The organism is Streptomyces sp. NPDC001700, from assembly GCF_053596435.1.
This window is the reverse complement of record NZ_JBSFGE010000001.1, coordinates 157,761-170,264: the sequence shown is the minus strand read 5'-3', so window position 1 is coordinate 170,264 and position 12,504 is coordinate 157,761. Positions and strand designations below refer to the sequence as shown.

Here is a 12,504-nt window from a genome sequence, read left to right as displayed (position 1 = left end):
CTTAGCTCCTCCTCGAAATACCTCTCTCCGAGGAGAGAATATCCCCCCGGAAACTCGTCCGCGCACCCGCCGCATATGTCAACAACCGCCCACTTTGAGCGAGCTAACGGCCGTTGTCCTGCACTTATGTGCACCCTGTGCGGGCTAGCGACTAAGGTGCCCAACGGCGCGCGCCCAACCACCCGGTGCACGCCACGCGTATACCGGGAGGGGGAACCTCGCGGTTGTCTAACGGAGGGAACAAGCGTTATGGCCAAGGACCTTGATGTCACATACGAGGACATGCGGGCCGCCGCGAAGAAGATGAACCGCGAGAAGGAGCGCATCGAGGAGAAGCTTCACGACCTGAAGTCCTACATCGACGACCTGCTCGAGAACGGCTTCGTCACCCGGTCGGCCTCGAAGAAGTTCGGCCAGGACTTCAGCGAGTTCAAGCAGGGCATGTCGAAGACCAACGAGGGTCTCGACGGCCTGGCCCAGTACCTGGAGAAGGCGGCGGACTCCTTCGAGAACATCGACCACGAGCTCGGCAAGTAAGCCGGCGACTGCCGCGGCTGCGCCTTCCCTCACCCCCTTGCTGCTTTCTGCGGCAAGGGGGTGAGCGCGTTATACGCGGCCGGGCCGCTCCGTGACCGCATGATCTCCACTTCCGTCACACCTCTTACAGCGCATCCACAAAGCATTCACAGTCGCCCGCATTTCGTGATTCTTTCCCTTGTGAGCCCGATAACGGCCACGGTGAATTGCGCCACGGACAAGGTGGGCGGCACGCCGCATACGGCGGAAGAGGGAAGGGGGAGGGCGGACGAGGCGGCCTGTACGCCGGGTTCTGTCTCTCGTGGGCCTTACGGCCCGCGAGGAGGCGGCCATCCATCTAGGGCCGGCGTTGCCGTCGGCCTCGTGCGGTCTACCCGCGGACTCGGGCGGGCAGCCCTCGATCATCCGCGCAGAGCCGCCTTGCGGTGGCTCCTCTTGACCTTGCTCCGGGTGGGGTTTACCTAGCTGCCCAGGTCACCCTGGGCACTGGTGGTCTCTTACACCACCGTTTCACCCTTACCGGGCGCCTTGCGGCCCCGGCGGTCTGTTTTCTGTGGCACTGTCCCGCGGGTCACCCCGGGTGGGCGTTACCCACCACCCTGCCGTGTGGAGCCCGGACGTTCCTCGGCGGGATCCCGAAGAATCCCGACGCGACCGCCCGGCCGGCTCGTCCGCCGTAGTGACCATGGTACCGGCCCGGGCAGGGCGGCTCAGACAGTCGCCCCACGGCTCTCTCGACACGGCGCGCCCCGGCCCGGGACACTGCTTCGACGGCTGGGCGCCAGCGCCCGACACCATGAGCGAGGACACCGTGCGCGAGGACAACAGCAGCTGGTGGCGGCAGGCCGTCATCTATCAGGTCTATCCCCGCAGCTTCGCGGACTCCGACGGCGACGGCATCGGCGATCTGCCCGGGGTGACCAGTCGGCTGCCGTACCTCGCCGGGCTCGGCGTCGACGCCGTCTGGCTGAGCCCGTTCTATCCGTCCGCCCTCGCCGACGGCGGCTATGACGTGGCCGACTACCGCGACGTCGATCCTCGGCTCGGGACGCTGGACGACTTCGACCGGATGGTCGCGGAGGCGGACCGGCTCGGGCTCAGGGTGATGGTGGACATCGTCCCCAATCACACCTCGAACGACCACGCCTGGTTCCAGGAGGCCCTGCGCGCGGGCCCCGGCAGCGCGGCCCGGGAGCGGTATGTGTTCCGGGAGGGGCGGGGGCCGGGCGGGGGGCTGCCGCCCACCGACTGGGTCTCGTGCTTCGGCGGTCCCGCGTGGACCCGGCTGCCCGACGGGCAGTGGTATCTGCACCTCTTCGCCCCCGAGCAGCCCGATCTCAACTGGGACCATCCGGAGGTGCGCGCCGACTTCCTCACCACGCTGCGCTTCTGGTCCGACCGGGGCGTGGCCGGGTTCCGGGTGGACGTCGCGCACGGGCTGGCCAAGGACCTGGCCGAGCCGCTGCGCGACATCGGCGACGTACCCGGCTACGAGCCGGAGGACCTGCCGGAGGACGGCAGCCATCCGCTGTGGGACCGCGACGAGGTGCACGGGATCTTCCGCGAGTGGCGCAGGGTGTTCGACGAGTACGACCCGCCGCGGATCGCGGTCGCCGAGGCGTGGGTACGGAACTCCCGCCGGGTGTCGTACGCCCGCGCCGACGAGCTGGGCCAGGCGTTCAACTTCGACTTCCTGGGCGCCCCGCTCACCGCCCCCGCCCTGCACGCCGTCATCGACGGCGCGCTGTCGGCCGCCCGCGCGGCGGGGGCCTCGGCGACCTGGGTGCTCTCCAACCACGATGTGATCCGGCACCGCAGCCGGTTCGCCCTGCCGGACGATCTGACGGGCGCGGGCCGGGACGCCTGGCTGCTGGCCGACGGCCGGGAGCCGGAGGCCGACCTCGCGCTCGGGCTGCGGCGGGCCCGTGCCGCGACGCTGCTGATGCTGGCGCTGCCGGGTTCGTCGTATCTCTACCAGGGCGAGGAGCTGGGCCTTCCGGAGGTCGCCGACCTGCCCGTGGCCGCGCTCCAGGACCCGACCTGGGAGCGCAGCGGCCACCGGGTCAAGGGGCGCGACGGCTGCCGGGTGCCGGTGCCGTGGACGCGTGGCGGCCCGTCGTACGGATTCGGCGCGGGCGGCGCGTGGCTGCCGCAGCCGGAGGGGTTCGGGGAGCTGTCGGTCGAGGCGCAGGACGGGGAGGCCGGTTCGACGCTGGAGCTGTACCGGCGCGCGCTGCGGCTGCGGCGGGAGCTGCGCGGGGATGAGTCCGTGGAGTGGCTGGGCTCGGTCGCGGAACTGAGCGCCGGGGTGCTGCACTTCCGCCGCGCCGGTGGCTGGCACAGCGTCACCAACCTGTCGGCGTCCGCCGTGCCGCTGCCTGCCGTGGGCGAGGTGGTGCTGAGCAGCGTGCCGCTGTCGGACGATGCGTCCTCGCTGCCGCCGGACAGCACGGTCTGGCTGCGGGAGGCGGGCGCGTAGACCGTAGGCTGCGGGGCTGGGGCGACGCCCCTGCTCTACGTACCGCCGACGCTCCGAGGAGAACCCGTGCTCGTCCTGCTGCCGCCGTCCGAGGGAAAGGCCACGGGAGGCTCCGGGTCCCCGCTGGACCTGGGATCGCTGTCGCTGCCGGGACTGGGCGAGGCGCGCGCCCGGGTCCTGGACGAGCTGGTCACGCTGTGCTCGGGCGACGAGGCGAAGGCGGCCGAGGTGCTGGGCCTGAGCGCGGGACTGCGCGGCGAGGTCGCCAAGAACGCGGCGCTGTGGTCGGCCGGGACGCGTCCCGCCGGGGAGATCTACACCGGTGTGCTGTACGACGCGCTCGGCCTCGCCACCCTCCCTGACGCCGCCCGGCGCCGCGCCGAACGCTCGCTGCTGGTCTTCTCGGGCCTGTGGGGCGCGGTACGGATCGACGACCGCATCCCCTCCTACCGCTGCTCGATGGGCGTCAAGCTCCCGGGCCTCGGCGCGCTCGGCGCCTACTGGCGTACGCCGATGGCCACCGCCCTCCCGGAGGCCGCCGGGAACGGCCTGGTCCTGGACCTGCGGTCGGCGGCGTACGCGTCGGCGTGGAAGCCGAAGGGCGAGGTCGCGGAGCGCACGGCGACGGTGCGGGTGCTGCAGTCGAAGATCGTGGACGGGGTCGAGAAGCGGTCCGTGGTGAGCCACTTCAACAAGGCGACGAAGGGCCGGATGGTACGCGACCTCCTGACGGCCGGGGTCGACCCGAACAGCCCCGAGGAGCTGACGGAGACGCTGCGAGGCTTCGGGTACGTGGTGGAAACGACGCCCCCGCAGCGATCGGCCCGGCCGTGGGCCCTGGACGTGGTGGTGACGGAGCTGTAGCCCCGGTCCGGGCCGGAGCCGGGGAATGGGTGGCATGTGGGCGGGCGAACGCGCCCGCCCCGGCCCGAGAGCGCGGCATGCCGGGTGGGAGTGCCAGCGCGGTTGGCCCGGATGACCGGGGGCGGCCGGGCACGCGGCAGGGGCCGCCGACAGGCGGACGCGTCGAGCCGGGCCGGTCGGGCAGCGGGGCGGGCGGCGGCGCGCAGAGCACGGCCGACCGTCTGCGGCGTACGTCATTGCATCCTCCGCAACGTGCGTTGCGGGTTATGTCGCGCGCCCGCAGAATGGTCGCCGTGACAGACGACAACGCGCCCTCCCCCTCCCTCCTCGACCTCGCCCCCGTCATCCCCGTCGTCGTCATCGACGACGCGGCCGACGCCGTGCCGATGGCCCGGGCCCTCGTCGCGGGGGGTCTTCCCGCGATCGAGGTCACCTTCCGTACCCCGGCCGCCGCCGATGCCATCCGGGCGATCGCGGCCGAGGTGCCGGAGGCGGTCGTCGGGGCGGGGACGGTGCTGGGCCCCGGCCACGTGGACACCGCAGTCGCCGCCGGGGCGCGCTTTCTGGTCAGCCCGGGGTGGACGGACCGGCTGCTGGGGGCCATGCGGGACTCGGGGATTCCGTCGCTGCCCGGCGTCTCGACAACATCCGAGGTCGTGGCGCTGCTGGAGCGCGGGGTGACCGAGATGAAGTTCTTCCCGGCGGAGGCGGCGGGCGGCACCGCCTACCTCGGCTCGCTCGCCTCACCGCTCCCCGACGCCCGCTTCTGCCCCACCGGCGGGGTCAACGCCGCCCGCGCCCCCGGCTATCTCGCGCTCCCCAACGTGGGCTGCGTGGGCGGCACCTGGATGCTGCCCACGGACGCGGTGGCGGCGGGCGACTGGGGGCGGGTCGAGTCCCTGGCGCGGGAAGCGGCGGCGCTGCGGGCCTGACAACTCCGACGGCGGCCACCACAGACCGGCTTGCGCACGACTACGGGAGGCCGAACCTCGCCCGGTACACGGCCGCCTGGACTCCTACCGGTCGGCCTGGGCAGTTCGGAGGGGGCACCCGCCGCTGAACGCGGCGGGGGACCTCCGGAAGGCGATTCACACGGCAACCAGGCGCACCCGGTCGCCGCAGAGCTTGGTCATGTCGTCCACGTCGGAGGTCAGCATGACGACGGGGTACCGCTGTTTGAGGGCGGTCGCCGCCACGGCCGCGTCGATCGCGTACTTGTGACCGTGCAGACCGGCCCCCATCAGCAGCGCCGAGGCCGCCTTCGCTTCCTCCTCCCCCACGGGGAGGACACGGAGACCGGAAAGGACCCAGCCCAGCCGGGCCTTGTCGATGCGTGCGTGAACGGCCTCAATGACGGTGAGCGCACAGACCACGGCTTCCATACCCCGCCTCCGTGCCTCCGCGACCAGGGCGACAACCGATTCGTCATCGCCCAGCAGCTTGGAGAGGCCCTCACTGTCCAGGATGAGCGTCCCGTCGTGGCTCAGCTTGCGGCGGGCCACTGCTCACCCTCGGCGAACACCTCGTCGAAGACCTGACGCGCCCGCTCCTGTGCCTCCGCCGAGACCGGACCCTTGCGCCGTTCGTAATCGGCCAGGTACTCGTCCAGAATCTGACCGCGCAGCTCGCGTTCCACCGCTCCGGTGATGAACGCCGAGAATTCCCGCTTGCCGACGCGGGCACGAATCGCCTCGGCGGTCCCTTCGGGGAGGGAGAGGCTGACCCGCGTGGCCGGCCCCTCACCGATGCTGTACGACTCCTCAGCCTCTGGCATGAGCCCACTTTATCAAACGAGTAGGAAAGTGCCCGGTCGGCAAAGGCCCGGGCCCGCTAGCGCAGGTGGGACGTGTCGTTCAGGAGGCGGACCGACGCGTTCCCGTCGCCGTAGTACGCCACCGCCGACAGCGACGCCGCCGAGAGTTCCATGCGGAACAGGGACTCCGGCGGGGCGCCGAGGGCCAGCCGGGTCAGGGTCTTGATCGGGGTGACGTGGGTGACGAGGAGCACCGTACGGCCCGCGTAGCGCGCGATCAGCTTGTCGCGGGAGAGGGCCACCCGGCGGGCGACCGTCGCGAAGGACTCGCCGCCGCCCGTGGGGGCGGCCTTGGCGGAGGCGAGCCAGGCGTCGAGGTCGTCGGGGTGGCGGTCGCGGACCTCGGCGAAGGTCAGCCCCTCCCAGGCGCCGAAGTCCGTCTCGCGCAGCCCCTCGTCGACGCGGACGTCGAGCCCGAGGCGCGCGGCCACCGCCTGGGCGGTCTCGCGGCAGCGCTTCAGGGGCGAGGTGACGATGTCCTGGATGGTGCCGCGCGCGGCGAGGGACGCCGCGACCAGCTCGGCCTGGCGGTGGCCGACCGGCGAGAGGCCGGGGTCGGTGCCGCCGCTGCCGGAGAAGCGCTTCTCCGGGGTGAGCGGCGTCTCGCCGTGCCGGAGCAGGACGAACGTCGTCGGCGTGCCGAGGTCGGCGGCGCCCCAACCCCGGACGGGGGCCACCGCCGCCGACGGGGCGTCGGGGGCGGCGGGCTCGGCGAGGGTGTCGTCGGCGGCGGAGGCCTCGGGGGCGGCCGTGGCGAGGGTGCCGCCCGGCGGCACCTTCGGCTGCCACTGCTCGCCCCGCTTGCCCGCGTCCATGGCCTCGTTGGCGAGCCGGTCCGCGTGCTTGTTCTTCTCGCGCGGGATCCAGCCGTACGTCACCTGGCCGGGCGGCACGAGCCCCTTGGCCTCGGCGGCGAGCGGCCGCATGTCCGGGTGCTTGATCTTCCAGCGGCCGGACATCTGCTCGATGACCAGCTTGGAGTCCATGCGGACGTGGACGTCCGCCTCCGGGTCGAGGGCGTGGGCGGCCCGCAGACCGGCGATCAGACCCTTGTACTCGGCGACGTTGTTGGTGGCGGTGCCGATGTACTCGGCGACCTCGGCGAGCGCTTCGCCGGTCACCGCGTCCAGGACGACCGCGCCGTACCCGGCGGGCCCCGGGTTGCCCCGGGAGCCGCCGTCGGCCTCGACGATGAAGCGACGCCGTGCCATGGGACTTACAGCCCCGACTCGGGCGTACGGACCAGGATGCGGCGGCAGTTCTCGCACCGGACCACGGTGTCCGCGGCGGCCGAACGGACCTCGGCCAGCTCGGTGATGGCCAGCTCCTGGCGGCAGCCGTCGCAGCGCCCCTGGTAGAGCCGGGCGGCGCCGACGCCGCCCTGCTGCCCGCGCAGCTTGTCGTAGAGCTTCAGCAGATCGGCGGGGACGGTCCCGGCGATGACCTCGCGCTCCTTGGTGATGGTCGCGATCTCGGCGTCGATCTCCTCGGCCGCCGCGTCACGCCGCGCCGTGGCATCGATGATCTTGGCCTGGAGGGACTCCACCCGGCCGGTCAGCTCGGTGGCCCGCTCCTGAGCGGACTCCCGGCGCTCCATGACCTCCAGGACGACGTCCTCCAGGGCGCTCTGGCGCCGGGCCAGGGAGGCGATCTCGTGCTGCAGGTTCTCCAGGTCCTTGGGCGAGGTGACGGCCCCGGAGTCCAGGCGCTTCTGGTCGCGGGCGGCGCGCTGGCGCACCTGGTCCACGTCCTGCTCCGCCTTCGTCTGCTCGCGGGCGGTGTCGCTCTCCTCGGTCTGCGAGGCGACGAGGAGGTCACGCAGCTGGGTGTGGTCGGCGGTCAGGGTGTCGAGTTCGGCGTGCTCGGGCAGCGTCGTGCGCTTGTGCGCGAGCTGCGAGAGCCGTACGTCGAGGCCCTGGACGTCGAGCAGGCGGATCTGGTCTGCGGGCGCGGCGTTCAGCGGGGGGCTCCAGGGGTGGTCGAAGGGGACGAAGGATTACGGGGCCTCAAGCCGGTGAGGCCGATGAGGCCGAGGCGGGGGCGGGCGCGAAGGCCCGGAACGGGGCGGCGGCCGCGGCGTGGGCCGTCCAGGGGTCGGTGACCTTGCGGGAGACATGGGTGCGCAGGCCCCAGCCGTGCCGGTCGGAGACCTCGTCGAGCTGCGCCGCGGCCAGCTCGGTCCAGGGCCACTCGGTGGCCCAGTGCGCGGCGTCGACCAGCGCGAGGTCGCTGTGCTCGCGCGCCTCGGAGGCCGGGTGGTGGCGCAGGTCGGCGGTGAGGTACGCGTCGACTCCGGCCGCGCGTGCCTCGGCGAACAGGCCGTCCCCGGAGCCGCCGCAGACGGCGACCGTACGGATCGTACGGTCCGGGTCGCCCGAGGCGCGGATGCCCTGCGCGGTGGCGGGCAGCCGGGCGGCGGCGCGCTCGGTGAACTCGCGCAGTGTCTCGGGGCGGTCGAGTTCGCAGATCCGGCCGAGCCCCTGGCGTCCGGCCGGGTCGGCCGGGTCCGGCACCAGCGGGCGGACGGCCCGCAGGTCGAGCGCGCCCGCGAGGGCGTCGGAGACGCCGGGGTCGGCGCGGTCGGCGTTGGTGTGCGCGACGTGCAGCGCGATGTCGTGCTTGATCAGGGTGTGCACCACCCGCCCCTTGAAGGTGGAGGCGGCGACCGTGGTCGTGCCCCGCAGATAGAGCGGGTGGTGGGTGATCAGCAGATCGGCGCCGAGCGCCACCGCCTCGTCGGCGACCTCCTGGACGGGGTCGACGGCGAACAGCACGCGGCTGACCTGGGCGTCGGGGTCCCCGCAGACCGTCCCGACGGCGTCCCACTGCTCCGCCCGCTCGGGCGGCCAGAGGGCGTCGAGGGCGGCGAGGACATCGGTGAGAGCGGGCACGGGGCAAGGCTACCTCCCAGATCACCGGGAAGCCTTGCCCCTGCCTTCACTCAGCGCGACCGCCGCTCCGGGAGCGGGGCTGACGGGGGATCAGCGGACGAGGTAGCCGCGGAGGTCGTCCAGCACCCGGTCGGCGGCGGTGACGCCGAGGCCCAGGTACCAGGTCTCGTCCTGCACGTTCTTGGCCTGGCCCGCCTTGACCGCCTTGAGCTTCTTCCACAGCGGGTTGGACTCCGCCTGGTCCTGCTTGGTGGCCTTGGCGTCGCCGTAGACCCCGGTGAAGATCCAGTCCGCGTCGGCCTCGTTGATCCGCTCCGGGCCGATCTCGGTGGCCAGGTCGTCGATCTGCTGGTTCTTGGGCCGCGGCAGGCCGACGTCCTGGAGGATCGTGCCGATGAAGGAGGCCTTGGCGTAGAGCCGGGTCATCTCCGGCATGAAGCGCAGCATGGTGACGGTCGGCTTCTTCGGGCCGATGTCCTCGCCCAGCTGCTTCGCCTTCGTCTCGTACGCGTCCAGCTTGCGCTTCGCCTCGGCGGTGCGGTCCAGGGCCGCCGCGTTGAGGAGGTAGTTCTCCTTCCAGGTGAAGCCGGGGCGGATGGAGAAGACGGTCGGGGCGATCTGCTTCAGCTCGTCGTACAGCGGCTCGGCGCGCAGCTTGCTGCCGAGGATCAGATCGGGGTGGAGGGCGTTGATGGCCTCCAGGTTGAGGTTGTTGATGGTGCCGACGTTCTTCGGGTTCCCGGCCTCCTTCTTGAGGTAGCCGGGGAGGGCCTGGTCGCCCTCGGCGGGCGCGTAGCCGACCGGCTTGAGGCCGAGCGAGACGACGTTGTCCAGCTCGCCGACGTCGAGCACCACGACCCGCTTCGGCTTGCTCTTGATCTCCGTCTTCCCCATGGCCTGGGTGACCGTGCGCGGGAACTGGCCGGGCTTGGCGTCGGTGCCCAGCTTCGCCGTCTGCTCGGCGGCCTTGCCGAAGTCCTTGCCGCCCTGCGCGACGGACTTGCCCCCGCCGCCGTTGCCCTTGGCGCCGTCCTCGCCGCCGTCGGACGCGCCGCAGGCGGCGAGGGAGAGGGCCCCGGCCAGGGCCAGGGCGAGGGCGGCGCTGCCGCGGCGGTGTACGGACATCTGGTGCTCCAGGGGTCGTGCGAACGGTGGCACTGAGGCATGACACTCAGGCGTGGCACTTAGGCAGGCCTTACTTTAATCGCACCGCGGATCGGCCCCTTACAGCACATTCATCCCCGACCTCTCAGGCGAATCGGGCAACAGCCACACGTAAGGGTGGAGCCGACCCCTTATCGGCCACCGGGAGGGGGTACGAAACCTACGTTCAGTGGCCGGAGGTGACTGAACGATGACCGCCTGTGCCTTCGACGCCACCCGCACCACGGCAGTCAGCGCCCGGCCACGAGAAAGGTCCACGGATTTCACCATCACCCCGGACCGCTCGTACGGGGCGCGGCTCACGCTCAGCGGCGACACCGGCTGCTGGTTCCCCGAGCGCTGGACGCTCGACGGACCCGAGCCGTACGCCGTGCCGCTGCCGGGCACCCAGCCCGAGGAGCCGGACAGCGACGTGCTGCCGCTCTCCGACGGGCAGGTGCTGATCCACCGCCGGGTGGCCGGGCACCACGCCTTCTCGCTGCTCTACCCCACCGGCCCGGGGACGGGCGAGCGGGTGCTCGGCGGCATCGACCGCGCCGACGTCTCGCTGCTGCCGCCCGCGCCGGGCGGCACCTGCGCGTACGCCCTGGGGCGCGGCCCCCGGTCCACCTCCGTCTGGCTGATCCACGGCGGCGCCCGAGGGCTCCAGCACCTCGCCGAGGTGCCGGGGCGTTGCACGGGCGGCGCCTGGCTGGACCGCATGGGTCGGCTGCTCGCCCTCGACCGCGAGCTGGACGGCCGTACGAAGACGATCGTCGTCGACCTCGGGCGCGGCGGTGAGACCAGTCCGCTGCTGCAGATCACCGAGCGCAGCAACGACCGGCTGCTCCTCGCCGACCCCGACAGCGGTCTGCTGCTCGTACGGTCCGACGCGCCCGGCGACGAGCGGCTGGGGTGGGGCGTCCTGGGCAGCGCCCTCCCGGTCCGCTTCCCGGACTGCCTGCGCCCGGCCGCCCAAGCGACGGCCGCGCCCTTCGCGATCCAGCCGGGCCAGATGCTGACGCCGGAGGCGTGCGCGGTGGCCTTCCGCATCGACGCGGCGGCGGGCGGGCGGCCGTGGGTGGGCGTCTGGCGCCCGTCCGAGCGGCGGTTGCGCCAGTTCTCGGCCCCGGAAGGCTGGCTGGCCGGGGCCGGGCTGTGGAGCCGGGAGGCCGAGCTGTGGCTGCCGTACGCGACCCGGCAGATCCCCTGCGGCCTGGCCCGCGTCTGGCTCCCGGAGGCCACACGGACGGCCTCCGGCTCCCCCGCACCCCCCCGGGTGATCCGCCGCGTCGCCCGCCCGGAGGCGGCCGGGATCACGCCATGGCGCCAGGTGAGCGGCGCCGACGAGGACACGGAGGCAAGCGCGGCCACGGACCCCCGCGCGACCTGGAGCGCGGGCGCGCGCGGAACCACGCTGCGCGCGGGCGCGAGCACGGATCCTGGCGCGGGTGGGGGCTTGAGTGCGCGCGCGGCCCTGGGCGCGCGCGAGAGCACGGCCCCCGGCGCAGACTTGCGCGCGGGCGGAGGCCCCGGCTCGGGTGCGGGCCTGGGCGTGGTGCCCGGCACGGGCTTGCGCGCGGGCGGGGCCCTGGGCACAGGTGCGGGCGCGGGCTTCCGGGCGGGCATGAGCGCAGACCCCGGCGCGGGCACGGGCTTGGATGCGCGCGGGAGCACGGCCCCAGGCGCGGGCTCTGGCGCGGACCTGGGCGCGGGGCTGGGCGTGGGCCCCGGCGCGGGCTTGCGTGGGGGCATGAGCGCAGACCCCGGCGCGGGCGCGGGGCTGGGTGCACGCCGGAGCACAGACCCGGGCGCGGGGCTGGGCGTGGCCCCCGGCGCGGGCTTGCGGGCGGGCATGAGCCTGGGCGCAGGCGCGGGCTCGGGTGCGGGGGCGCGCTTGGGTGCGCGCGGGAGCACGGACCCGGGCGCGGGCTTGGGCTCGGGTGCGACCTTGGGTGCACGCGCTGGTACGGACCCGAACGCGGGCTTGGGCACGGGGGCGGGTTGGCGGGCGGGCGTGAGCGCAGACCTGGGCTCGGGCACGGATCCCGGCACGGGCGCTGGCGCGGGGCTGGGTGTGGGCCCCGGCGCGGGCTTGCGGGCGGGCGCGGGGCTGGGCTCGGGCGCGCATCCCGGCGCAGCCCCCGGTGCGGGCGGAAGCACGGGGCTGGGCTTGGGCCCGGGGGCGGGGTTGGGGGCTGGGTTGAGTGTGCGGGTGGATATGGGAGGTCGGGGGGAGTCCGGGGTTGAGCCTTGGGTGGGGACGGGGTGTTGGCCCGGGGTTGAGCAGGAGACCGGGCAGGACTCCGGGCTGACCGTGGTCGCTCCCCGGCCCGTTCCGCTGCAGCAGGCGCCTCTCGCCAGGTCAGCGGAGCCCCGCCCACCCCGCTGGGTCCGCGATCACCGCCCTGGTTAGACTCGGCCGCTGGGGCAGCGCAGCCGGTTGGCACGGCGTCTATCGACGTTGTGGCGGGCCCCTCGCGCAGAGTACGGAGCGAACTTACCGGGGTGACTTCCCACATGTCCGAAGCCCGAACCGACACGACCCAGGCGCGCTCGCAGGAGGCGGCCGAGGCCGCCTCAGCCCAGGGCAAGCACCGAGGTCAGCAGGCCGCGTCCGAGGAGCCGCAGGCTCCGGCGCACGGCCGCCACCGCCGTCCGAGCGAGAACGCCTCGTAGGGGCCGCTTCCCCCACCCCTCCCCTTCCCGCAGCACACGCGGCACACGCGGCACACGTGCACGGCTGTGGGGTGGGGAGGGGTGGGTCGTTTCAGCCC

The 12,504-nt window shown here is 73.3% G+C and carries 12 protein-coding genes and 1 other RNA gene; 6 read left to right on the top strand and 7 right to left on the bottom strand.

Translation table 11 applies throughout. The annotated features are described in order from the left end of the window. Nucleotides 1–249 precede the first annotated feature (249 nt). Nucleotides 250–537 (top strand): WXG100 family type VII secretion target, encoded by a 288-nt coding sequence (locus tag ACWC5C_RS00840; RefSeq protein WP_385438490.1) that lies wholly within the window; start codon nt 250–252, stop codon nt 535–537. A 265-nt stretch (nt 538–802) separates the two neighbouring features. Here ACWC5C_RS00840 and rnpB read toward each other — a convergent pair. Beyond that, nucleotides 803–1,207: RNase P RNA component class A (gene rnpB / locus ACWC5C_RS00835), an RNA gene on the bottom strand. Between the two features lie 126 nt (nt 1,208–1,333). Between rnpB and ACWC5C_RS00830 the strand changes: the two genes are divergently transcribed. The 3 genes from ACWC5C_RS00830 (at nt 1,334) to eda (ending at nt 4,812) form a co-directional block, all read left to right on the top strand. Then, complete coding sequence (locus ACWC5C_RS00830; RefSeq protein ID WP_450872437.1) at nt 1,334–3,016, top strand: glycoside hydrolase family 13 protein; 1,683 nt, start codon at nt 1,334–1,336, stop codon at nt 3,014–3,016. Nucleotides 3,017–3,082: 66 nt separating this feature from the next. Further along, nucleotides 3,083–3,880, top strand: coding sequence for a peroxide stress protein YaaA (yaaA, locus tag ACWC5C_RS00825; RefSeq protein WP_450872435.1), 798 nt, complete (start codon nt 3,083–3,085; stop codon nt 3,878–3,880). Between the two features lie 284 nt (nt 3,881–4,164). Next, a complete protein-coding gene (eda, locus tag ACWC5C_RS00820; protein WP_450872433.1) occupies nt 4,165–4,812 on the top strand; it encodes a bifunctional 4-hydroxy-2-oxoglutarate aldolase/2-dehydro-3-deoxy-phosphogluconate aldolase in 648 nt (215 codons plus the stop codon). Between the two features lie 156 nt (nt 4,813–4,968). Here the strand turns inward: eda and ACWC5C_RS00815 are convergent, their stop codons facing one another. The 6 genes from ACWC5C_RS00815 to ACWC5C_RS00790 form a co-directional block, all read right to left on the bottom strand. Further along, nucleotides 4,969–5,382, bottom strand: coding sequence for a DNA-binding protein (locus tag ACWC5C_RS00815; protein WP_450872431.1), 414 nt, complete (start codon nt 5,380–5,382; stop codon nt 4,969–4,971). Next, entirely contained in the window at nt 5,364–5,654 is a 291-nt protein-coding gene (locus tag ACWC5C_RS00810; RefSeq protein ID WP_450872430.1) for a hypothetical protein, read from the bottom strand. The genes ACWC5C_RS00815 and ACWC5C_RS00810 overlap by 19 nt, the downstream gene beginning before the upstream one ends. 56 nt (nt 5,655–5,710) lie before the next feature. Further along, on the bottom strand, nt 5,711–6,904 hold the full coding sequence (locus ACWC5C_RS00805) for a bifunctional RNase H/acid phosphatase (RefSeq protein ID WP_450872428.1): 1,194 nt from the start codon (nt 6,902–6,904) through the stop codon (nt 5,711–5,713). A gap of 5 nt (nt 6,905–6,909) precedes the next feature. Continuing rightward, nucleotides 6,910–7,653, bottom strand: coding sequence for a zinc ribbon domain-containing protein (locus ACWC5C_RS00800; protein ID WP_450873214.1), 744 nt, complete (start codon nt 7,651–7,653; stop codon nt 6,910–6,912). 46 nt (nt 7,654–7,699) lie between these two features. After that, entirely contained in the window at nt 7,700–8,584 is an 885-nt protein-coding gene (locus tag ACWC5C_RS00795) for a Nif3-like dinuclear metal center hexameric protein (protein WP_450872426.1), read from the bottom strand. A gap of 90 nt (nt 8,585–8,674) precedes the next feature. Next, nucleotides 8,675–9,709 carry an ABC transporter substrate-binding protein gene (locus ACWC5C_RS00790; protein WP_450872424.1) on the bottom strand — a complete coding sequence of 345 codons (1,035 nt, stop codon included), beginning with the start codon at nt 9,707–9,709 and terminating at the stop codon, nt 8,675–8,677. Nucleotides 9,710–9,938: 229 nt separating this feature from the next. Between ACWC5C_RS00790 and ACWC5C_RS00785 the strand changes: the two genes are divergently transcribed. Together ACWC5C_RS00785 and ACWC5C_RS00780 are read left to right on the top strand one after the other, a co-directional pair. Further along, nucleotides 9,939–12,143: a hypothetical protein gene (locus ACWC5C_RS00785; protein ID WP_450872422.1), complete on the top strand. Its 2,205-nt coding sequence runs from the start codon at nt 9,939–9,941 to the stop codon at nt 12,141–12,143. 104 nt (nt 12,144–12,247) lie between these two features. After that, complete coding sequence (locus tag ACWC5C_RS00780) at nt 12,248–12,406, top strand: hypothetical protein (protein WP_450872420.1); 159 nt, start codon at nt 12,248–12,250, stop codon at nt 12,404–12,406. Nucleotides 12,407–12,504: the final 98 nt, after the last annotated feature.